The 21,089-nt window shown below is 73.2% G+C and carries 21 protein-coding genes; 10 read left to right on the plus strand and 11 right to left on the minus strand.

Features of this window, described 5'->3' with window-relative positions:
• Window positions 1-62: 62 nt before the first annotated feature.
• Together M8C13_RS32895 and M8C13_RS32900 are read left to right on the plus strand one after the other, a co-directional pair.
• Window positions 63-977: a LysR family transcriptional regulator gene (locus M8C13_RS32895; RefSeq protein WP_252484665.1), complete on the plus strand. Its 915-nt coding sequence runs from the start codon at window positions 63-65 to the stop codon at window positions 975-977.
• Between the two features lie 39 nt (window positions 978-1,016).
• Window positions 1,017-2,177 (plus strand): mechanosensitive ion channel family protein, encoded by a 1,161-nt coding sequence (locus M8C13_RS32900; RefSeq protein WP_252484666.1) that lies wholly within the window; start codon window positions 1,017-1,019, stop codon window positions 2,175-2,177.
• Here M8C13_RS32900 and M8C13_RS32905 read toward each other — a convergent pair.
• Both M8C13_RS32905 and M8C13_RS32910 read right to left on the minus strand, forming a co-directional pair.
• Window positions 2,143-2,382, minus strand: a complete 240-nt coding sequence (locus M8C13_RS32905; RefSeq protein ID WP_252484667.1) for a hypothetical protein — start codon at window positions 2,380-2,382, stop codon at window positions 2,143-2,145. The genes M8C13_RS32900 and M8C13_RS32905 overlap by 35 nt on opposite strands.
• A gap of 106 nt (window positions 2,383-2,488) precedes the next feature.
• Window positions 2,489-3,106 (minus strand): Crp/Fnr family transcriptional regulator, encoded by a 618-nt coding sequence (locus tag M8C13_RS32910; RefSeq protein ID WP_252484668.1) that lies wholly within the window; start codon window positions 3,104-3,106, stop codon window positions 2,489-2,491.
• A 232-nt stretch (window positions 3,107-3,338) separates the two neighbouring features.
• Between M8C13_RS32910 and M8C13_RS32915 the strand changes: the two genes are divergently transcribed.
• The gene (locus tag M8C13_RS32915; RefSeq protein WP_252484669.1) at window positions 3,339-4,475 is read left to right on the plus strand and encodes a hypothetical protein; all 1,137 of its coding nucleotides are present in this window, start codon (window positions 3,339-3,341) and stop codon (window positions 4,473-4,475) included.
• Here M8C13_RS32915 and M8C13_RS32920 read toward each other — a convergent pair.
• From M8C13_RS32920 to M8C13_RS32935, 4 genes are all read right to left on the minus strand, one after another.
• Complete coding sequence (locus tag M8C13_RS32920; protein WP_252484670.1) at window positions 4,468-5,496, minus strand: copper resistance D family protein; 1,029 nt, start codon at window positions 5,494-5,496, stop codon at window positions 4,468-4,470. The two genes, M8C13_RS32915 and M8C13_RS32920, sit on opposite strands and share 8 nt — an antisense overlap.
• Before the next feature lie 32 nt (window positions 5,497-5,528).
• Window positions 5,529-6,449, minus strand: a complete 921-nt coding sequence (locus M8C13_RS32925; RefSeq protein WP_252484671.1) for an alpha/beta hydrolase — start codon at window positions 6,447-6,449, stop codon at window positions 5,529-5,531.
• 9 nt (window positions 6,450-6,458) lie between these two features.
• Window positions 6,459-7,415, minus strand: coding sequence for an aromatic acid exporter family protein (locus M8C13_RS32930; protein ID WP_252484672.1), 957 nt, complete (start codon window positions 7,413-7,415; stop codon window positions 6,459-6,461).
• Window positions 7,416-7,489: 74 nt separating this feature from the next.
• Window positions 7,490-8,365, minus strand: a complete 876-nt coding sequence (locus M8C13_RS32935; protein WP_252484673.1) for a helix-turn-helix transcriptional regulator — start codon at window positions 8,363-8,365, stop codon at window positions 7,490-7,492.
• A 90-nt stretch (window positions 8,366-8,455) separates the two neighbouring features.
• Between M8C13_RS32935 and M8C13_RS32940 the strand changes: the two genes are divergently transcribed.
• The 4 genes from M8C13_RS32940 (at window position 8,456) to M8C13_RS32955 (ending at window position 13,795) form a co-directional block, all read left to right on the plus strand.
• Window positions 8,456-9,727, plus strand: a complete 1,272-nt coding sequence (locus M8C13_RS32940; protein WP_252484674.1) for a multidrug effflux MFS transporter — start codon at window positions 8,456-8,458, stop codon at window positions 9,725-9,727.
• A 10-nt stretch (window positions 9,728-9,737) separates the two neighbouring features.
• Window positions 9,738-10,841 (plus strand): alpha/beta hydrolase, encoded by a 1,104-nt coding sequence (locus M8C13_RS32945; protein WP_252484675.1) that lies wholly within the window; start codon window positions 9,738-9,740, stop codon window positions 10,839-10,841.
• A gap of 101 nt (window positions 10,842-10,942) precedes the next feature.
• The gene (locus M8C13_RS32950) at window positions 10,943-12,175 is read left to right on the plus strand and encodes a sodium:proton antiporter (RefSeq protein WP_252484676.1); all 1,233 of its coding nucleotides are present in this window, start codon (window positions 10,943-10,945) and stop codon (window positions 12,173-12,175) included.
• 27 nt (window positions 12,176-12,202) lie between these two features.
• Window positions 12,203-13,795 (plus strand): NAD(P)/FAD-dependent oxidoreductase, encoded by a 1,593-nt coding sequence (locus tag M8C13_RS32955; RefSeq protein WP_252484677.1) that lies wholly within the window; start codon window positions 12,203-12,205, stop codon window positions 13,793-13,795.
• Here the strand turns inward: M8C13_RS32955 and M8C13_RS32960 are convergent.
• The 3 genes from M8C13_RS32960 to M8C13_RS32970 all read right to left on the minus strand — a co-directional run bounded on the left by M8C13_RS32960 (window position 13,786) and on the right by M8C13_RS32970 (window position 15,431).
• Window positions 13,786-14,232, minus strand: coding sequence for an SRPBCC family protein (locus M8C13_RS32960; protein WP_252484678.1), 447 nt, complete (start codon window positions 14,230-14,232; stop codon window positions 13,786-13,788). The genes M8C13_RS32955 and M8C13_RS32960 overlap by 10 nt on opposite strands.
• Before the next feature lie 49 nt (window positions 14,233-14,281).
• Entirely contained in the window at window positions 14,282-15,109 is an 828-nt protein-coding gene (locus tag M8C13_RS32965) for a DUF4436 family protein (RefSeq protein ID WP_252484679.1), read from the minus strand.
• 64 nt (window positions 15,110-15,173) lie between these two features.
• On the minus strand, window positions 15,174-15,431 hold the full coding sequence (locus M8C13_RS32970) for a hypothetical protein (protein ID WP_252484680.1): 258 nt from the start codon (window positions 15,429-15,431) through the stop codon (window positions 15,174-15,176).
• 210 nt (window positions 15,432-15,641) lie between these two features.
• Here M8C13_RS32970 and M8C13_RS32975 point away from each other — a divergent pair, with 210 nt between their 5' ends.
• Window positions 15,642-16,067 carry a GNAT family N-acetyltransferase gene (locus tag M8C13_RS32975; protein WP_252484681.1) on the plus strand — a complete coding sequence of 142 codons (426 nt, stop codon included), beginning with the start codon at window positions 15,642-15,644 and terminating at the stop codon, window positions 16,065-16,067.
• On the opposite strand, the gene M8C13_RS32980 is transcribed toward M8C13_RS32975, so the two are convergent.
• Window positions 16,064-17,521: an aldehyde dehydrogenase family protein gene (locus tag M8C13_RS32980; RefSeq protein WP_252484682.1), complete on the minus strand. Its 1,458-nt coding sequence runs from the start codon at window positions 17,519-17,521 to the stop codon at window positions 16,064-16,066. The two genes, M8C13_RS32975 and M8C13_RS32980, sit on opposite strands and share 4 nt — an antisense overlap.
• A 118-nt stretch (window positions 17,522-17,639) precedes the next feature.
• On the opposite strand from M8C13_RS32980, the gene M8C13_RS32985 reads away from it, so the two are divergent.
• Together M8C13_RS32985 and ribA are read left to right on the plus strand one after the other, a co-directional pair.
• Window positions 17,640-19,130, plus strand: a complete 1,491-nt coding sequence (locus M8C13_RS32985; RefSeq protein ID WP_252484683.1) for a helix-turn-helix domain-containing protein — start codon at window positions 17,640-17,642, stop codon at window positions 19,128-19,130.
• A 13-nt stretch (window positions 19,131-19,143) separates the two neighbouring features.
• Window positions 19,144-19,776, plus strand: coding sequence for a GTP cyclohydrolase II (ribA, locus tag M8C13_RS32990; RefSeq protein ID WP_252484684.1), 633 nt, complete (start codon window positions 19,144-19,146; stop codon window positions 19,774-19,776).
• Window positions 19,777-19,780: 4 nt separating this feature from the next.
• On the opposite strand, the gene M8C13_RS32995 is transcribed toward ribA, so the two are convergent.
• Complete coding sequence (locus M8C13_RS32995; RefSeq protein WP_252484685.1) at window positions 19,781-20,620, minus strand: alpha/beta fold hydrolase; 840 nt, start codon at window positions 20,618-20,620, stop codon at window positions 19,781-19,783.
• Between the last annotated feature and the right edge of the window lie 469 nt (window positions 20,621-21,089).

Raw genomic sequence — 21,089 nt, forward strand, 5'->3', positions numbered from 1 at the left:
GCCGTCAAGGCAACCGCGTCCGCTTCACCGGGGTCCAATACCCGTGCCCATACCGTTCGGGCATGGCCGATGTGGACACCCGGCTGCTGCGTTACTTCCTCTCCGTCGCCGAGCACCTCAGCTTCACCGCCGCGGCCAAGGCGCTCTACCTCGCGCAACCTTCGCTGAGCCGCCAGATCCGGCAGCTGGAGGCGCGGCTGGAGGTGGAGCTGTTCGACCGCGGCGGCACCGGGATCCGGCTCACCGCCGCCGGTGCGGAGCTGGTGCCGGCGGCCCGCGCGCAGCTCGCCGACTGGCAGCGCACGCAGCGGCTGGTCCGGGCTGCCGCCGCGGCCGAGCGCGGCGCGCTGCGGGTCGGCTTCGTGGCCACCGGCTGGGGCCCGCTGGCCCGGCAGGCCCGTGCCCGGCTGGCGCCCGGCGCGGTCGAACCGCGGCGGCTGGACTGGGGTGGCGAACCCGAGGCGCTGCGCGAGGGCACAGTGGACATCGCGTTCGTCTGGCTGCCCGCCGACACCACCGGTCTGCACGTGGAACCGGTGGCCACCGAGTCCCGCTGGGTCGCGCTCACCCGCTCGCACGCGTTGGCGGACAAGGACTCCGTGTCCATCCACGACCTGCGCGAGGAACCGGTGATGTGGACCCGCCGGGCCCCGGCCGCCTGGGTGGACTGGTGGGCGGTCAACCCCCGCCCCGACGGCTCGACGCCGCGCTGGGGACCGGAGAACGACAACGTGGAGGAGATGCTGGAGGGCGTGGCCACCGGCGCGGCGGTCTGCATCGGCCCGGAGTCGATGGCCCGCTTCTACGCCCACCCGGACCTGCTTTGGCGACCCATCACCGACATCGAACCGCTCCGGATCGCGCTGGCCTGGCCCCAGGACCGCGGCGACAACCCGCTGTTGCGCGCCTTCGCACACGCCGTGCTGGCCGGGCGGGGTGATGGGGATCAAGGTGTGCGCGTCCCCCAGACGGGGTAACGCACAGGGAGCCGTTGTCCCAGAACCGGAAGGAGCCCTGTGCCCGCGTACTGGACCGACGTGCTGCTGCTGATCGGCAGCACCCTGGCCGCCGTCGCGCTGGCGATCCTCGCCGTGGCCCTGCTGCACAGCCTCATCCAGCGCCTGGGCCGCCGCGCCCGCATCCTGGCCGACCTGGCCCGGCGGGCCTACCGTCCGGCCCAGTTCCTGGCCGGGCTGACCGCCATACAGCTCTCCCTGCTGCTGGGCGCGCCCGGCGGTGCCTGGCGGGAACCCGTGCTGCACGGCCTGGGCCTGGCCCAGATCGCCGCGGGCGCCTGGCTGGTGATCGCGCTGGTGCTGGTCTTCGAGGACACCGCGCTGGCCCGGATCCGGCTGGACCAGGCGGACAACCGGCAGGCCAGGCGGATGCACACGCAGATCACCCTGCTCCGCCGGGTCGCGGTGGCGGTGATCGCGGTGCTCACCGTGGGCGCGATGCTGATGACCTTCCCCGGCGCCCGCGCGGCTGGCACCAGCCTGCTCGCCTCCGCCGGTGTGATCGGCGCCATCTCCGCGCTGGCCGCGCAGTCCTTGCTGGGCAACGTCTTCGCCGGGATCCAGATCGCCTTCAGCGACGCGATCCGGATCGAGGACGTGGTGGTGGTGGAGAAGGAGTGGGGCCGGATCGAGGACATCACCCTGACCTACGTGGTGGTGCACCTGTGGGACGACCGCCGCCTGATCCTGCCCACCTCCTACTTCATGAAGACCCCGTTCGAGAACTGGACCCGGCGGGAGTCCCAGCTGCTCGGCACGGTCGAGCTGGACCTGGACTGGACGGTGCCGGTGGAGGCGCTGCGGGCCGAGCTGCGCCGCGCGCTGGAGGCCAGCGAGCTGTGGGACGGCCGGGTCTGCGTGCTCCAGGTGACCCAGACCACCAACACCCTGGTCCGGGTGCGCGCCCTGGTCAGCGCGGCCGACGCGGGCAGCCTCTGGGACCTGCGCTGCCTGGTCCGGGAGGACCTGGTGAACTGGCTGCGCGAGCACCACGCCGAGGCGCTGCCGCAGCTGCGGGTGGCCCAGGCCCGCACCTACGGCCGGGTGGAGCCGGCGACCGCGACCGACGACGCGGACGCCAGGCTCTTCGGCGACACCCCGGACGGCAGGCGGCGCGAGCACGCCTTCAGCGGTCCCGCCGGCAACCCCGTCGAGAGCTGAGCAGCACCTCTTCCCAGGCGTTGAGCACCGAGAGCACCGTCCCCGCCAGGGCCACCGCGAGCGCCACCCGCAGCACGCCCTCGGCGGGGAACTCGCCCAGCACCACCACCAGCGCCCCGGCCTGCACCACGGTGAACAGCAGCGTGATGACCAGGCGACTGCTCATGGTCGACCTGTCCCGGCGAACCTGTTCCTGCTGGCTCATGACCTGACCCCTCTCTGCCCGGTCGAACTGGAGGAGTACAGGTGTAATGGCGTTTCCGCAGGTCCTCCGCGTCAGATGACACAGAACTCCAGTCAGGTGCGCCAGGTCACGCCTGCTGCTCACCCAGCTCGCGCAGCCCGTCCAGGTCCAGCACCGTGATCCGCTGCCGCCCGGTGTCCACCAGGCCGCGCTTGCGCAGCTCGCGCAGCACCCGGGCCAGCGACTCCCTGGAGATCGCCATGGTGTCGGCCAGCTGCTGCTGGCTGATCGACAGCGCGATCTCCACGCCCGCCGCCACCGGCTGGCCGTACTGCTCGGCCAGGTCCAGCAGCAGCGCCACCGCGCGGTGCGCGGCCGGGCCGTCGGTGTACTCGCCGCGCCGGTCGGTCTGGCGCAGCCGGTCGGCCACCACCCGCAGCATCGCCCAGGCGATCCGCGGCTGCTGCTCGCACAGCCGGTCCAGCCGCGCGGCCGGCACGACCAGCGCCTCCACCTCGTCCACCGCGGCCACGTTGGCCGAGCGGGTGCGGCCGTCGACCGCGGAGAGCTCCCCGACGATCTCGCCGGGACCGCAGATCGCCAGCACCGCCTCCCGCCCGGCCACCGAACCGGTGCTCACCCGGATCCGCCCGGCCAGCACCACGAACACGTGCTGGGACGGCTCGCCCTGGCTCCAGATCACCGCACCGGGCGCGAACCGCCGCCGGGTGCCCGCCGAACGCATCGCGGCCCGCTCGGCCGGCTCCAGAAGCCCCCAGAATGTGCCGATCGACGGCCGCCTTCCGCATAGCCCGACGGTTGTCCGGCTCTCACCCTGCTCCACCCGGGTTTTCCCTTCCGTGACCGCGATCACGCTCATCACGGATAGGTTGCGATCTGCTGAGAACAGTCCGACACGGGTGTCGAATATGCCGCTTTTTCCGCGCGGCGGGCTCGCGGCGGTGCATCATCCCGGCATGAGCACGGGGGCGAGAAGCCGACTTTCGGACCTGGCGAGGCGTTACTGGACCAGGGGCGCTCCTGGCCGGGAGACACCGCGGGAGCTGCTCACCGGGCTGTTCCGGCTGTGGCTGGTCGCGCTGTTCCTCAAGGTCCTCGGCGCCTCCTGGGACGTCTCCTGGCACTTCAAGTGGCTGCGCGACGACACCGCGCCGCCGCACATGATCAACATCACCGGCAACGCGATCGTGCTCGCGCTGGTGCTCTTCCATGGCTACACCGGCTACGGCACGGACCGGCTCGGCCTGCGGCTGATGCAGTGGGGCGCGGGCATCTTCTTCACCGCGGTGCCGCTGGACCTGATCAACCACCGGGTCAACGGCCTGGACATCACCTCCTGGAGCATCTCGCACGCCCTGCTCTACCTGGGCACCGCGGTGATGATCTCCGGCGCGATCCGGGCCTGGTGGGTCGGCGCGCCGCGCGAGGGCAACCAGCGCGCGGTGGTGATGGGCCTGTTGTGGCTGTTCTTCCTGGAGAACGTGTGGTTCCCCAACCAGCACCAGGAGTACGGCGTGCTCTCCATCGCCGCCTGGGACCGCGGCGCGCCCTACGCCGAGCCGATCCTGCTGCAGTTCGCCGCCGACCAGATCGGCAAGGCCCAGGTGGACCGGGACTCGCTGGTGGCCTTCTCGCTGCCGGTGCCGGACTGGGTGTACCCGGTGTGGGCGTGCACCGCGGCGCTGCTGGTGCTGGCCATGGCCAGGGCGATGGTGGGCCGTCGCTGGACCGCCACGCTGGTCGCGGCCGGGTACGTGGGCTTCCGCGCGCTGCTGTGGCCGCTGCTGGCCGGTATCGACTTCCCGCCCTCGGCGGTGCCGTTCTTCTTCGTGCTGGCCGCGGTGGGCGTGGACCTGGCCTTCCTGCTGCCGGTGCCGGAGTGGGCGCGCCCGCTGCTCGGCTCGCTGCTCGCGGTCGGCCTCGGCTACGGCGCGGTCGCCGCGCAAGGGTTCCTGCTGGTCGCGCCGCCGGTGGACTACGGCTCCGCGCTGCCCGCGGCGATCCTGCTGGCGGCCAGCTGGTCGCTGGTGGTGTGGCTGCACCAGCGCCGCGGCTGGCAGGTGCTGCCCAGCGGCGCGGCCGTGGTCAGCTGACCACCGGCGCCCTGGTGAGCACCACGGCCACCCCGTAGGCCAGGCCCATCACGCCGACCTCCAGGGTCGCCCAGCCGAGCAGCGCGGTGCGCTCCCGGCGGGCGATCCGGGGCAGCAGCCGGAACCGGATGTGCGCGCCGGTGGCCGCCAGCAGCACCAGGAACACCGTCTTGGCGATGATCAGCCAGCCGTAGACGCTGGTGAGCAGGCCGCCGGGCAGGCCGCCGCCCGGGGTGAGCGCGATCTCGACCAGGCCGTTGAACAACCCGGTCGCGCCGACCAGGAACAGCGCCACGGTGGCCAGCTTGGAGAACTTGGGCAGCGCGCGGGCCAGCAGTTCGCCGTGGCCGAGCAGCAGGGTGGCGATCACCGCGAGCCCGCCGGTCCAGACCGCCGCGCCCATCACGTGCAGCTCCATGGACACCATGCTCACGTCGTGCCAGCGCCAGTTGGAGGCGTGCCCGGTCAGCGGGAGCAGCAGGATGCCGAACACCGCGACGAAGATCCGCAGCTCGGCGGGCACGGCCTCGCCGAAGCGCACCGCCAGCCGCCCGATCAGCACACAGCCCAGCGCGCAGCCCGCGCTGACCAGCAGGCCCTTGCCCGCCCCGACCAGCATCACGTAGTCGTAGACCAGTCCCGGCGTGGGCAGCGTGCCCGGCGCGAGGTCGGTGGCCTGCAACACCACCGAGGCCAGCGCGCACACCAGCCACACCGCCGCGGTCCAGACGGTGAGCCTGCGCGCCACCGAGAGCACGCCCTCGGTGCGCTCCGGATCGTCGATGCCCACCAGCTTCGGCAGCAGGCTCAGCCCGACGGTGGCCACCGCGGCGATGTCCAGCAGCACCCGCACCACCGGCAACCCGAAGGTCACCAGCGTGAAGGGCCGCGGCAGACCGGGCACCTCCGGCACCGGCACCAGCGCGGTCCCGGCCAGCGCCGCCGCCACCCCCGCGGCCACCAGGCACAGTCCCAGCACCGTACGGGCCAGTACGGGCGAGACCCCCTGCTCCCTGCTCACACCCAGGCTCACCCCGAGCATCCTGCCATCCGCTACCGGCGGGCCCGCAGGGCACGGACCACCGCGCGCACGTAGCGGCGGGCCGAGGGCAGGAACCGGGTCAGGTAGCTGGAGCCGTGGATGTGCCCGGGCAGGTCGAACCAGGTCACCGGCACCCCGGCCGCGCGCAGCCGCTTGACGTAGGCGGTGCCGCTACCGCGCAGGGCGTCGAACTCGCAGGTGAGCACCACGGTCGGCGGCAGCCCGGTGAGGTCGGCGGTCAGCGCGGGGGAGGCGTAGTCGCGCAGCCCGCCGTCCCCGCCGCCGGTGTAGAGGTCGGCCGCGCCCCGAAGGTCCACAGTGGACAGACCAACGCCGGTGTCCACGGCGGTGGTCAGCGTGGTGTCCACGAACGGGATCTCCAGCACCTGCGCCGAGGGCAGCGGGGTGCCCCGGTCCCGCGCCATCAGCGTCGCCGCGGCCGCCAGTCCCGCCCCGGCCGACACGCCGCCGATGGACACCCGCGCCGGGTCGACGCGCAGCTCGGCGGCTTGTGCGAGCGTCCACTGGAAGGCGGCGTAGACGTCCTCGGCCGGGGCGGGGAAGGGGTGTTCGGGGGCCAGCCGGTAGGCCACGGAGACCACCGCGCACTCCGCGTGCGCGCAGTACCAGCGGCACAGTGGATCGGTGTCCTCGATGGAGCCGAGCCAGAACGCGCCGCCGTGCGCGAAGACGTGCGCCGGGAACGGTCCGGGGCCGTGCGGGAGGTAGATCCGGAGCAGGATCTCACCGCCGTCCACCGGGATCCGGCGGGCCAGCACCCTGGCCGGCGCCGGCGGGCGGGCCATCAGGCGGTGGATCACCCGGTAGGAGCGGGCGTCCCAGTCCCGGTAGTGGGCGAGGGAGGTCATCTCCGGGGTGCGCACCCGCCGCAGGAGCCAGAGTCCGAACCGGACCGCGGGGTGCAACGCCACAGCGTGATCTTAGGCGGGCGTGAGCACATCGGCGGTGTGCGCCATCGACACCAGCAGCGGCCCGTGCGGTTCCGGCCGCTCGGCCAGCAGCGCGCGCAACCGGTCGGTGGCGGCCCTGACCTCGCCCTCGGCGTCGCCGGGATCGGCGCTCAGCGCGCGGACCGCCTCGGCCAGCGGTGGCAGCAGCTCGCGGTAGCCCGCCGGAGGAGTCGGCAGGTCCCGCAGGGTGTCGGACTGGTGGCGCAGCTCCTCGGCGACCCGGCACAGCGCGCGCAGCGTGTCCGCCCTGCGGTGCGCCTCGGCGCGGCCGTGGTGCCGGGGGTTCCAGCGGGTGCTCTCGGCGTCCCTGCGGTTGGCGCGCTGCGCGGCACGCGCCTGGTCGCAGAGCTCGTCGGCGCGGCGGGCCCAGTCCCGGGCCTCGCCCTCGCCCTCGCCCCCGGCCATGTCCCGAGCCAGCTCGGCCAGCCCCTCGGCCAGGCCGTGCAGGGCCCGGCGGGCGTCGCGCAGGTGCGCAGGGGGCAGCAGGAACAGGTTGACCGCGGCGCCGATCACCACACCCAGCCCGCTCTCGGCCACCCGCAGCGCCAGGTACTGCTCCTCGGTGGCCATGCCGTAGGCGAGCATCAGCAGCGCGGTGACCGCCACCCACTCCCCGTTCTCACCGAAGACCCGCCACCGCCCCAGCGCCAGCCCGGCCAGCACCACCACCCCCAGCGCGAGCAGCGGCCACGGGATCAGCTCCCCGGCCACGAAGGCCAGCACCACCCCGGCCAGCAGCGCGCCCAGCTGCTGCACGCCGTTGGCGAAGGAACGGTAGACGGTGTCGCTGACCACGTAGAAGGCCGCGTAGGGAGCCAGGAACGGGTGCGGCACCTTGAGCAGCCAGGCGGCGACGAACCAGGCCAGCACGGCGGCCAGCGCGGTCTTGACGGACTGGATCCAGAATTGGCGTTCTGGCGGGCTCATCGGTGAGGATTACCCGAATTGGGGAGATCACACCAGCGAGCACATGCCGTCCACTTGAGACGGTTGGCAGGGAGCTAGCGTTCGGGCGAGGACAAGACGCTGGTCTCCGAGGCTGCCCAGGAGGCGAGCAGTGACAGTGCCTGCGCGGTCGGCGAGCCGGGTTCGGCGGTGTAGATCGTCATGACGAGATCCGGCTCGGCCCGCAGCTCCATGCTCTCGTACGCCAGGTCGAGATCGCCGACGACGTGGTGGTGGAAGGTTTTCACACCGGTGCCGTGGATGCGGACGTTGTGCGCGCCCCAGCGGCGGCGGAACTCCTCGCTGCGGGTGGACAGCTCGCCCACGAGGTCGTGCAGGCCCTTGTCGTGCGGATCGACGCCTGCGGCGGTGCGCAGATTTGCCACCAGCATGTCGGCGGCGACGTTCCAGTCCGGGTAGAACCGGCGCGCGAGAGGGTCGAGGAAGGTGAACCGGCCGAAGTTCGGCACACCGGCTGAGTCGGTGCAGACGTCGGTGTACATCGCGCGGCCGAGCAGGTTCGCGGCGAGCAGGTCCTGACGCAGGTTCACGATGATCGCCGGGGCGGTGACGCTGTCGAGCGACCATTGCAGGCTGGGCCGGATCGCGCGCTGTCTCGGCTTGCGGGTGGGACGCGACAGTGCGCCGCTGCCGTTGGCCTCCTGGGCCAGCCGCAGCAGGTGGGCGCGCTCGGCGTCGTCCAGTCGCAAGGCGCGGGCGACTGCCTCCAGCACGCCGGGGGAGACCCCGGCGAGGTGACCGCGCTCGAGTTTGGCGTAGTACTCCACGCTCATCCCGGCCAGCGCGGCCACCTCGGTGCGACGCAGCCCAGGGACGCGGCGCTGCCCCGCGGTCGGCAGGCCGGCCTGCTCCGGCGTGATCTTGGCCCGCCGCGAAGTGAGGAAGTCGTGCACTTCGGCTCGGTTGTTCACGGTCTCGACGGTACGACGCGTCCCGCTGAACTGGGATGTACTGCCAGTACACCTATGGCTGGTGTCTTCTTGGCACCGCCCGGAGCCGGTTTGCTCGAACACATGCCCGCACTGATTCCCGCGCCGACGTCGCCGGCCGACAGGGGCGTGCGTCGCCAGGCGCGGCTCACCACCGGCCTGGTCGCCACCGTGATCTTCCTGACCGCGATCGCGCCGCTGGCCACCGACATGTACGTGCCGGCGTTCCCCCGCGTCGCGGGTGATCTGTCCGCGACGGCGACGCAGGTCCAGCTGACCCTGACCACCTTCTTCGTCGGCATGGCCCTGGGACAGCTCATCGGCGGCCCGGTGTCCGACCAGCACGGCCGGCGGCGGCTGCTGATCGCCTCGATCGTGGTCATGACGGCCGCCTCGGTGGTGTGCGCTCTCACCCCCTCCATCGCGGTCATGATGACGGGACGCTTCCTGCAGGGCTTCGCCGGCGGCTGGGCCATGGTGATCGGCCGGGCCATCATTGTCGACCTCGCTCGTGGCGCCCGGCTGGTGCGCGTCTTGAACGTCATCGCAGCCGTCGGCGGCATCGCGCCGATCGTCGGGCCGTTGCTCGGCGCGGTCATCCTGCAGCTGTCGCATTGGCGAGTGTCGTTCTGGGCCGTCGCGGCCATGGGCGTCGCGATGATCCTCGCCGTGCTGGTGGCCGTACCGGAGACGCTGCCGGTCGAGCGGCGGCACGGCGGCGGCCTGCGGGCATTCGCGACCAACGGGCGGCAGGTGCTGCGGCAGCGCCGCTACCTCGGTTACGTGCTGGTCAGCGGGTCAGCGATGGGCGCTGTGTTCGCCTACGTGGCGACGTCGGCGTTCGTGCTGCAATCGATGAACGGGATGTCCCCGGTCGCGTACTCGGCCGACTTCGCCGCCAACGCCGCCGGTATGACGGCCGCCGCGCTGATCGCCGCCCGGCTCGCCGGACGCGTCGCGACCCGCAAGGTCATCGTCGCCGGACAGATCGCCGCCCTGCTGGCCGGCGTGGCGATGCTCGCCGGTGCGCTGTGGTGGGACACCCCACTGCCGCTGGCGATCGCCTGCTTCGCCGTGCTCATGACCGCGCAGGGCCTCATCGGCCCCAACGGCGGCGCACTCGCCGCCGCGGAGGTCCCCGAGCACCCCGGCACCGGCTCGGCGATCCTCGGCTTCGTCCAGTGGATCGCCGCCGGCGTCATCGCCCCGATCGCCGGGCTCGGCGGCGAGCACACCGCGGTGCCGATGGCCCTGCTGATGATCACGTGTGTCGCGCTGTCCATGGTGGGCCTGCTCATCCTCGCCCGGCCCGCCGTCGCACCCTTTCCCACCAATCGAATGTGAGGTTCACTTCATGGAACGCCGCACAGCGCTCGGACTGTTCGCCGCCACCGCCGCCTCTTTCGCGGCTCTGCCCTCCCTCGGCGCGGGGACCAGCCGCGCCGGAGACGCCACCGGACAGGGCAAGGGCGGTTACACCTTCGCGCTGGACAAGAACGTCAAGCGGACCTCGGTGCGGTTCAAGAACCGCTACGGCATCCTGGTCGCCGGGGACCTCTACGTGCCGGAGAACGCCACGGGCAAGCTGCCCGCCCTGGTGGTCAGCGGACCGTTCGGCGCGGTCAAGGAACAGTCCTCGGGCCTCTACGCCAACGAGTTCGCCCGCCGCGGCTACCTCGCCCTCGCCTTCGACCCCTCCTGCACCGGGGAGAGCGGCGGCACGGTGCGCGACGTGGCCTCGCCCGATGTCCACACCGAGGACTACAGCGCCGCCGTCGACTTCCTCGGCCTGCAGAAGATCGTCGACCGCGAGCGGATCGGCGCGCAGGCGATCTGCGGCTTGAGCGGTATGGCGCTCACCGCGGCGGCCGCGGACAGCCGTATCAAGGCGGTCGCCACGGCCTCGATGTACGACATGTCGCGCAGCATGTCCCGCGGCCACCAGGACTACTACACCCGCGAGCAGCGCCAGAAGGTCGTGGACCACCTCAGCCGGCAGCGCTGGATCGACGCCGGGAACGGCACCTACGCGAGGCTCTCCCACGAGGTCCCCTTCGACGAGAACGGCAACGTCGCCCCCTCGAACCGTGTCCTGCCCAAGACCCTCCCGCCGAACGCCGACCCGATCACCAGGATCTTCTTCGACTACTACCGCACCGAGCGCGGCTACCACCCGCGCTCGATCAACTCCACCACCGCGTGGACCGCCACCACGCCGATGTCGTTCTTCGCCTTCCCCCTGATGACCAACATCGACATGCTGGCGCCCCGCAAGGCCCTCCTGGTGGCCGGTGCCGACGCGCACTCCCGCTACTACTCCGAGGACGTCCAGGCGATGGCCCCCGGCACCGTCGACCTCGTGATCGTGCCGGGCGCGGACCACGTCGACCTGTACGACCGCAAGGACCTCATCCCATTCGACAGGCTCGACGAGTTCTTCACCACGAACCTCGCCTGACCGCAGGGTGGGGGGAATCTCCCCGAACCAGCCCCAGAATCGGCGTTCGCTCATCACTTACCCGGGTATCCCCTGGTTCGGGGTTCAAGCCGGGAGGTCGGGTGGAGCTGGTGCTGGCGGTCGCGGGCGGGCTCGCCCTGCTCGCGGCCGTGCTGCCGAGGGTGTTGCACGGCCGCGCGCTGTCCGCGCCGCTGGTGCTGACGCTGCTGGGCGCCTCGGTGTTCCTGCTGCCCGAAGGTCTGGTGCGGCTGGATCCACGGCCGGAACTGGACCTCGTGCAGCTGCTCACCGAGCTGGCGGTGATCGTCTCGGTGGCCGGCGCGGGGCTGAAGCTGAACCGGCCGATCGGCTGGCGGGGCTGGGGATCGACCTGGCGGCTGCTGGGGATCACCCTGCCGCTGTCGGTGGCCGCGGTGACGTTCCTGGCGCTGGGGCTGCTCGATGTGCCGGTGGCGGCGGCGCTGCTGCTCGGCGCGGCGCTGGCGCCCACCGACCCGGTGCTGGCCTCCGAGGTGCAGGTGCCCGGACCGGACGAGGAAGAACTGGGCAGCGACAACGAGGTGCGCACCACGCTGACCGCCGAGGCCGGGCTCAACGACGCGCTGGCCATGCCGTTCGTGCTGGCCGCGGTGACCCTCGCCGCGCATGGCGAGCTGGGCGTGCGCTGGGTGCTGACCGAGGTGGTGTGGTCGCTGGCCTGCGGGATCGGGGTGGGCTGGCTGGTCGGCAAGGCGCTGCACCGGCTGTTCTTCCGGGCCCGCTCGCGTTCGCTGCGGCTGGCCGAGCACACCGACGGGTTCGTGCTGCTCGCCGTGGCGCTGCTGCCGTTCGGGCTGGCCGAGATCGCCGGTGGGCTGGGGTTCCTGGCGGTGTTCGTCTGCGCCTACGTGGTGCGCGGCAACGCCGAGTCGCACGACTACCACGACGTGCTGCACGACTTCGGCGAACAGCTGGAGGTGCTGTTCGTGGCGGCGCTGCTGACCGCGCTGGGCGTGGCGGTGGGCAGCGGGCTGCTGGCCGGGCTGCGGCCGGCGGAAGTGCTGTTCGCGGTGCTGGTGGTGCTCGTGGTGCGGCCACTGCTGGGCGGGCTGGCGCTGCTCGGCGGCGCGGCCCGGCCCAGGGCGGCCGCGGCGATCGCCTTCTTCGGCATGCGCGGCATCGGCACGCTGTTCTACCTGGCCTTCGCCTTGGGCCACGCCGACTTCGGGCCGGTCGACCCGCTGTGGCGGGTGGTGACCTGCGTGATCCTGCTCTCGGTCGTGCTGCACGGACTGACCGCCGGGCCGGTGATGCGGCGGCTGGAACGCCGTGGCGCGCACCAGCCCCGGCGCTGACCCGGTGACTCGGCTACCGTCGGGAGCATGGCGTTGACCGAGGTGGACGCGATCGTGATCGGCTCCGGCCCGAACGGGCTGGTCGCGGCGAACCTGCTCGCCGACCAGGGCTGGGACGTGCTGGTGCTGGAGGCCGAGGAGGCCCCCGGCGGCTCGGTGCGCACCGCGGAGATCACCGCGCCCGGCTTCCACAACGACCTGTTCAGCTCCTGCTACCCCTTCGGCGTGGCCTCCCCGGTGCTGGCCGGCCTGGACCTGGGCGCGCACGGCCTGCGCTGGCGCAACGCGCCGCACCCGCTCGCGCACGTGCTGCCCGACCAGCGCGCCGCCCGCCTCGGCGCCACACCGGAGGACACCGCGGCCTCGGTGAGCACCTTCGCCCCCGGGGACGGCGAGGTCTGGCTGGCGGAGTTCGCGCGCTGGCAACGGGTCAGGGACGGGCTGATCGAGGCGATCCTGCGGCCGTTCCCGCCGGTGCGGCCCGCGCTGACCCTGGGCAAGGCGCTGGGCGCGGCCGAAGGGCTGCGGTTCGCCAGGATGGCGCTGTCCTCGGTGCGCGGCTACACCGGGGAGCGGTTCGCCGGTGAGGGCGCGCGGTTGTTGCTGGCGGGCAACGCGATGCACACCGACCTGAGCCCGGACGCCGCGGGCAGCGCGGTCTTCGGCTGGCTGCTGAGCATGCTGGCCCAGGAGGTCGGCTTCCCGGTGCCGGAAGGCGGCGCGGGCGCGCTGACCGCGGCTTTGGTGGCGCGGCTGAAGCAGCGTGGCGGCGGTGTCCACTGTGGACGGATGGTGCGGCGGGTGCTGACCGCGCGTGGCACCGCGGTCGGCGTGGAAGACGTGACCGGGGAACGCTATCGGGCCCGCAAGGCCGTCCTGGCCGACGTGCACCCGGTGTCGCTTTACCGAAACTTGGTGGGGGAGGAGCAGCTCCCGGCGCGGCTGGTGGAGGACCTGGCGCGGTTCGCCTTCGACGACGCCACGGTCAAGGTCAACTGGGCGCTGTCCACGCCGATCCCCTGGCTGGCCCCGGAAGCGCACGGCGCGGCCGTGGTGCACCTGGGCGCGGACCTCAACGGCCTGAGCCGGTTCGCCACCGACCTGGCCTGCGGTGTCGAGCCCAACCACCCGTTCGTCCTGTTAGGACAGATGACCACCGCCGACCCGACCCGCTCGCCTGAGGGCACCGAGGCGGTGTGGGCCTACTTCCACGTGCCACGCGGCCTGGACTGGACGCCGGACCGGCTGCACCGCTACACCGACCTGGTGGAGTCCTTGCTGGAGCGGCACGCGCCGGGTTTCCGGTCGCGGATCCTGGGCCGCGCGGTGCAGGCCCCGCCGGACCTCCAGGGGCGCAACCCGAGCCTGGTGGAGGGTTCGGTGAACGCCGGCTCGACCGCGCTGAGCCAGCAGCTGGTGTTCCGGCCGGTGCCGGGACTGGGCCGGGCGGACACCCCGGTGGACCGGCTGTACCTGGCCGGTGCCGGGGCGCATCCCGGTGGGGCGGTGCACGGCGGGCCGGGCGCGAACGCGGCGCGGGCGGCGCTGGCGCGCAACGGGATCGCCGGTGGCGTGTACCAGACGGCGATCCACGGCCTGCACCGGTTGGTCTACGGCTGACGGGCCCGGCCGACGGCCATGTCGGCCAGCCTGCTCAGCGCCTCCCGGTTCCGCGGCCGCAACAGGGCCGCCTGCACCGCGTTGGGCAGCAGCTTGCCCGGCCCGGCGTCCACCAGCTCCGACATCGCCACCACCGTGGCCCCGTCCTGCGTCGGCGCCAGCTCCAGCCGCACGGTCGCCTTGCCCATCGGCCACATCCTGGCCTCCAGGACCAGCAGCCGGGACGGCTCCAGCTCCCGCACCACGGTCACGTCCTCGACCTGGAGCGGCCACGGGCCGATGCTGTGGTGGATGCGGGTGCCCACCGCGGGCCAGCCGGCGTCCACCTTGCGGATGTGCGAGGCGCCCACCACCCAGCTCGCGTAGCTCCAGCCGTCGGCCAGCACCGCGAAGACGGTGCCCGGCGCGGTCTCGATCCGCTGTTCGACCTCGATCATGAAGCCTCCCGTGTCGCCCGGGGGATACCCGGCGGGGACCGGAACATGCTCACGACTTCTGCCGCACGCCCTTGACCACCACCAGCACCAGGGCCAGGGTGATCACCGCCTCGGCCCAGAAGAAGGCGCAGTAGTCGATCATCGAGCCGATCGGCGGCAGGCCGGGAGCGGCGTTGCGGAAGCCGACCAGCGCGAACAGGGTGGCCGCCATCCAGCCCAGCGCTGGCCAGATCATGCCCAGGCCGCGGCGCACGATGTGCAGGGCCCCGGCCAGCACCGACAGCGCCAGCGCCCACATCACGATCACCTGGAACCAGGCCAGGATGAACGTGCTCCGGGACCGCTTGATCAGCAGGTCCGCGCTGACCCCGCCGTCCTCGGCGGCGCCGCTGACCACGCGGGAGAGGAAGAACGGGTCGTGGTCGGCGTAGCTCAACGTGGTCGGCACGGGGGAGCCGCCCGCGGTGACCTCGAAGTAGAGCGTGGTGCGGTAGCGGTCGAACGGGAAGTCCGAGACCACGCCGTCGTCCAGCGGTATCCGCAGCTCCTTGGCCGGGATGCGCTCGCCCGCGGTGAACCGCAGCGGCGCGGTGGCCACCGAGGAGCTGTCCACCACCAGGTTCCGGCCGGCGGCGCGCTCGTCGCCGTGGTCGCTGAAGGCCCCGCGCGGGGTGATGTGCAGTTGCAGCACCAGTTCCCTGGCCGGGGCGTCCACCCGCTGCACGTAGACCGAGACGTCCACCCGGTCGGCCGCGGCGGTGTCACCCAGCTCGTAGAAGCCTTCCCTGGTGTCCCGCTCGTGGTAGTAGGCCAGGATGCCGAGCAGGACGGCGAGCAGCACGCCGAGCGGCGCGACGAGGTAGGGCCACTTGCGCACGTTTCCTCCTGCGCGGGAAACGCCACAACCCCGCGCGGCGGCGGGGTTGTGGCGAGAGGGTCGCTCAGAGATCGATGTCGATCCGGATGCCCAGCAGGGTGCCGTGCACACCCTCGTTCAGGTCGATGTCCAGGCTGTTGTCGTTGAGGTCCAGCGTCAGCGGGCTGACGTCGACGTTGGCGCCCAGCGGCGACAGGCTCGCCGAGACGGACGGGCCGTCGTGGGAGTCGCGCTCGGCGGCCAGCGCGGTGCCCGCACCCGCTCCGCAGAGTCCGGCGACCACGAGGCCGGTGGCCGCGACCTGGGCGAGACGACGACGCATGAGCGTTCTCCAATCGACGTGCCTGCACTGCTGCGGGCGGAATCCGAACACGTCACCGGGACCGCGGCAAGAGTTGATCATCCGATCCGGCGACGGCCCCGCCCGTGCGGGTGATCCCGCCGAGCGGGCGGGCGGCGGCGGTGGCACAGTGCCTTATCCGCCCGGTAAATCACCTGCCCGGCCCAGGCCGCTTTGGCACACTCACCGGACATGACCAGCCAGCACACCCTGACCGCCGGAGACGCCGACCCCGAGCTGGAGCAGCGGCTGGAGGAGGAGCTGGTCGCCTTCAACGACACCGCGGTGGGCCACGCGCCCAAGGGCGGGTTCTCGGTGCGGGTGCAGGACGAGGCCAGTGAGCTGGTCGGCGGCCTGACCGCGTGGACCTGGGGCGGGCTGGCCGGGATCGAGCTGCTGTGGGTGCGCGCGGACAGCCGGGCGGACGGCTGGGGCAGCAGGCTGCTCGCCGCCGCCGAGACCGAGGCCCGGCGGCGCGGCTGCGACCGGATGGTGGTGTCCTCCTTCACCTTCCAGGCGCCCGGCTTCTACCGGAAGCACGGGTTCGCCGAGACCGGCCGGACCCTCGGCATCCCCGGCGGCGCGGAGGACGTGCACCTGTTCAAGAAGCTCGGCTAGATCGGGTACCGGCTGTGCTGCGGCCCCACGGTGATCCACCGGGTGGTGGTGAAGGCGTCCACGCCCCAGCGGCCGCCGAACTTGCCGTAGCCGCTCTGCCCGACCCCGCCGAAGGGCGCCTGCGGCTCGTCGGCCACCGACTGGTCGCCGACGTGCGCGATGCCGGTGCGCAGCTGCCGCGCGATGGCCAGGCCCCGGCCCTGGTGACCGGTCAGGATGCCGGTGCTCAGGCCGTAGCCGGTGTTGTTGGCCAAGGCGACGGCTTCCTCGTCGGTGTCGAAGGTCAGCACCGTGCACACCGGGCCGAAGACCTCCTCGTGCTGGATGCGCATGTCCGGGGTGATGCCGGAGAGCACCGTGGCCGGGTAGCTCGCGCCCTGCGCCGGGCCGCCGCCGGTGTGCAGGGTGGCCCCGGCCTCGACCGTCTCGGCGACCAGGGCGGCCACCCGCTGCGCGGACTCGGCGCTGATCAGCGGTCCGAGGGTGGTCGCGGGATCGGCGGGCGCGCCGCGGTGCAGGGTGGCGGCGCGGGCGGTGAGCCTGGCGGTGAACTCCTCGGCGACCGCGCGGTGCACCAGCACCCGGTCGGCGGACATGCAGATCTGGCCGGTGTTGGCGAAGGCGCCGAAGTTGACCGCGGCGGCGGCCTGGTCCAGGTCGGCGTCGTCGAGCACCAGCACCGAGTTCTTGCCGCCCAGCTCCAGCACCGCGGGCTTGAGGTGCTCGGCCGCGGTCACCCCGATGATCCGGCCGACGCCGGTGGAGCCGGTGAAGTTGACCATCCGCACCCGCTCGTCGGCGATCAGCGTGCGGGCGATCTCGGCGGCGTCCTCGCGGGCGTTGCTGACCACGTTGAGCACGCCCGGCGGCAGGCCGGCCTCGTGCAGCAGGTCGGCCAGGAAGTACCCGGCGGCGACCGGCGCGTCCTCGGAGGGCTTGAGCACCACGGTGTTGCCCACCGCCAGCGGCACCGCCAGGGACCGGACGCCCAGGATCACCGGCGCGTTCCACGGCGAGAACGCGGCCACCACGCCCACCGGCTCGCGCACCGCCAGGGACAGCTGCCCGGTGAACTCCGAGCTGAGCACCTCGCCGACCGGCTGGGTGGTCGCGGCGGCGGCCTCGCGCAGGATCTGGCTCGCCAGGTCCACGTTGAACAGGCCCCAGCCCCTGGTGCCGCCGGTTTCCGCGGCGATCAGCTCCACCACCTGCTCGGCCCGCTGTTCCAGCAGGTCAGCGGCCTTGAGTAAGACCGCGCGGCGCTCGCTGGGCTTGGCCGCCGCCCAGGCCGGGAACGCCTCGTGCGCGGCTTCGGTGGCCCGCGTGACGTCGGCCGGGGTGGCCGCGGCGACCTGGGCGTAGACCTCGCCGGTCCAGGGGGAGAGGTCGGGGGCGGTGCGCCCGCTCGCGGCGGGTGTCTCGACGCCGTTGACGATCAGCTGACGGGTGCGCACAGGGGAGCTCCTCGCGGGAAAGTGTTCGTGTAGCGAACTTTTGTTCGTCAGGGATACAGTGCAGTCTGGCGTGTTATCGGATAGGGCGTCAACAGTTCGTGCCGTGGAAGGAGCAGAAGTGCCGGTCGAGAACGGGCCACTGGAACGCGGGCTCGCGGTGCTGCGCGCGATCGGCGGGCACCAGGGGTCCCGGCTGCGGCGCGCCGACCTGGCCAGGCTCACCGGGCTGGCCCGTTCGCCGATCGACCGGATCACCGACACCCTGCTGCACCTGGGCCTGCTGCGCGCCGAAGGCCCGGACCTGCTGCCCGCGCCCCGGCTGCTCACCTTCGGCCACGCCTATCTGGACGGCACCGGCTTCGTCGCCCCGCTGCGCCCGCTGCTGGCCGAGCTGTCCGAACGGCTCGACGAGTCGGTCTCGCTGGCCGTGCCCGATGTCGGTGGCGTCCGCCTCCTCGCCCAGTCGGCCCGGCGGCGGGCGGTCTACCTGGCCTTCCACGTCGGCGGGCTGCTGCCGGAGGACCGGACCGCGGCCGGGGTGGTGCTGGCCGCGGGCTGGGAGCACGAGCAGTTCGAGGAGTGGGCCGCGGCCAGGGCGGCCGACCCGCTGGACCACGGCTATCCCGCGGTGCCCCCGCTACGGCAACCGCTGCCGCAGCGGCGGCTGACCTTTCAGCGGCGGACCGCGCGGGCCTGGGACCTGGGCTGGTCCCTGGACGAGGAATGGGTCGAACCCGGGCTGCTGGCGCTGGCCGCGCCGGTGCGCGGACGCGGCCAGCTCGGCGCGGTCAGCGTGCTCAGCCACACCAGCAGGCACACCCCGGAGACCTTCCGGGAGACCGTGCTGCCGGTGCTGCTGGAGGCGGTGCGCGAGATGGAAGCCCGGCTCGCCCAGCCCGACCCGCCTGCCGCGCCGCCGCCCGCGCCGGTGGTCCCGGCCAAGGACGAGCCGGGCACGGAGTTCGTGGCGGCGCTGGCCAGGGGACTGGCCGTGCTGGGCGCCTTCCGCGCGGGCGGCCTCACCGTGGCCGCCGCCGCGCGGGCCACCGGCCTGCCCAGGGCCACCGCCCGGCGGGCGCTGCTCACCCTGCACGAGACCGGCTACGCCACCGAGGACGAGGGCGTGTTCCACCTGCTGCCCTCGGTGCTGGACCTGGGCTACGCCAAGCTGTCCGCGCTGACCCTGCCCGAGCTGCTGGACCCGCACCTGGCCGAGCTGGCCGCCGCGACCGGGGAGCCGGTGGCCGCCGCCGTGCTCGACGGCGCGGACCTGCGCTGCGCCGCGGTGGTCGGCACTGGGCGGGTGGTCCGCCTGGACCTGGCGGTGGGCTCCCGGCGACCGGCCGCGGACTCCGCGCTCGGCCGGGCCATGCTCGCCGGACGGGACTGGGCGGAGGTCGACGCCGAGCTGCCGGACGGGGTGCGCTGCCTGGCGGTCCCGGTGCCGGGCGGCGTGCCGCTCGCCTCGGCCGACCTGGCCCGCGGCGGCGGCCCGCTCGCCCTGGCCGTGCTGCCCACCGGACCCGCGCCAACGGAGGAGGTGTTAACGCAGCTCAGAGCGGTCGCCGCCCGGGTGGAGGCCGATCTGCGGCTGACCGGAGGCTTCTGAAAAACTAGCGACTATGGCAGATCCCAGGGCGGAGGCCGCGGTGCGCACCAGGGTGCGGGTGCCGCTGCGCTTCGGCGACGGCTTTGGTGTGACCGCGACCGCGGTGACCTTCCACGGCCTGGCCGACGGACTGGAGCACCTGGCCCTGGTCTTCGGCGAGCCGGAGCGGACCCCGGAACCGTTGGTGCGCTTGCACTCCGAGTGCCTGACCGGCGACGTGTTCGGCTCGGCCCGCTGCGACTGCGGCCCGCAGCTGCGCGAGGCCGCCGAGCGGATCGGCCAGCGCGGCGGCGTGCTGCTGTACCTGCGCCAGGAGGGTCGCGGCATCGGCCTGTACAACAAGCTGGACGCCTACGCCCTGCAGGACAACGGCCTGGACACCTATGCCGCCAACACCGCCCTCGGCCTGCCCGAGGACGGCCGCGACTACACCCCGGCCGCGCAGATGCTGCACGCGCTCGGCGTCGGCGAGCTCGACCTGCTGACCAACAACCCGGACAAGGCCGCCCAGCTGCGCGCCCTCGGCGTGCGCATCCGCCGCACTGTGCCCACCGGCGTCTTCGCCACTGAGAGCAACCTGCGCTACCTGCGCGCCAAGGCCGACCTCACCGGCCACACCATTCCGCTGCACGGCCTGGCCGGTTGAGGCCTCAGCCCAGGAACTCGTCCACGTTCGCCCGGAACACCGCCGGATCGTCCAGCCAGATCTGGTGCGCCGCGCCGGGCACCTCGACGTGCACCGCCTTGGGGAACAACGCGACCATGGACTCCACCACCTTCGGCCGCGGCCCGGTGTCCACCTCGCCGGAGAACATCAGCACCGACCCGGTCAGCCGGGCCAGTCCCGCCCTGGTGATCTCGGGGTCGAACGCGCCCTCGGCGATGTAGGCCATGGCGGCCTCGTTGTTGCGATGGCGGTCGCAGAACTCCGCGTGCGCCCGGGTCTCGGTGTTCCAGTCCCGGTACCCGAACGGCGCGAGCTTGGCCACCACCTCCGGCCCCGTCTCACCCGCCCGCAGCCGCGCCAGCGCGGCCATCGCCTCCGGGTACCACGGTTCGCCCGCCCGCAACGCGATCGCCTCATCCCGGTCCGACAACGGGAACTCGATACCCACCGCCCGCGCCCGCCCGGCGATCAGCACCAGCCGCTCCACCCGCTCCGGATGCGCGCCCGCGTAGGACAGCGCGAGGTCCCCGCCCGCGGAGTGCGCGAGCAGATCGATCCGCGCCAGACCGAGATGGACCCGCAGCGCCTCGACATCGGGCACCTGGCGGTCGCAGCGGTAGGTGGCGGGATCGGCGGGGACCGCGGAGTCGCCGGTGCCGCGCAGGTCCAGGCGGATGAGGGTGCGGCGCTCGGTCAGCCCGGCGAGGTCGCCGAGGTAGGCCGAGGAGGTCATCGGGCCGCCGGGCAGGCAGATCAGCGGCGCGCCGGTGCCCTCGACGTGGTAGGAGAGCAGGGTGCCGTCGGGGGCGGTGAAGGTGGGCATGGGCGCAGCGTAGGTGGGGCGGGGGGATCTCGGGGGCGGTTTGGCCGCGCGGACGGGCCGGGGGACTGGCGTGGGCGAGGGGGTGCTGGGCGGTCGCGGGTGTTCAGCGGGGCGGGATGCGGGGTGGGTGCTGGCGTTGGGCGAGCGGGATGGTGGGTGGGTGCTGGCGTTGGGCGGGGCGAGGACGCGGGGCGGGGGCTGGCGTAGAGCGGGACGAGGGTGCGGCGCGGTCGCTGGCGTGGGGCGAGGCTGCGGGGAGGTCGCGAGGCGAGGGTGCGGGGCGGGGCGAGGTGCGGGGGCGGGTGTGGGGAGGGTGCTGGCGTGGGGCGTGGGGCGTGGGGCGCGGGGTGAGGGGCGGGGCGGACGCTCGCGTTGGGCGAGGCAAGGGTGCCGGGCGGATGTTGCCGTTGGGCGGGGTGAGGGTGCCGGGCGGATGTTGCGGTGGGGCGGGGCGAGGGTGCCGGGCGGA

The organism is Crossiella sp. SN42 (assembly GCF_023897065.1).
Taxonomy (GTDB): Bacteria; Actinomycetota; Actinomycetes; order Mycobacteriales; family Pseudonocardiaceae; genus Crossiella.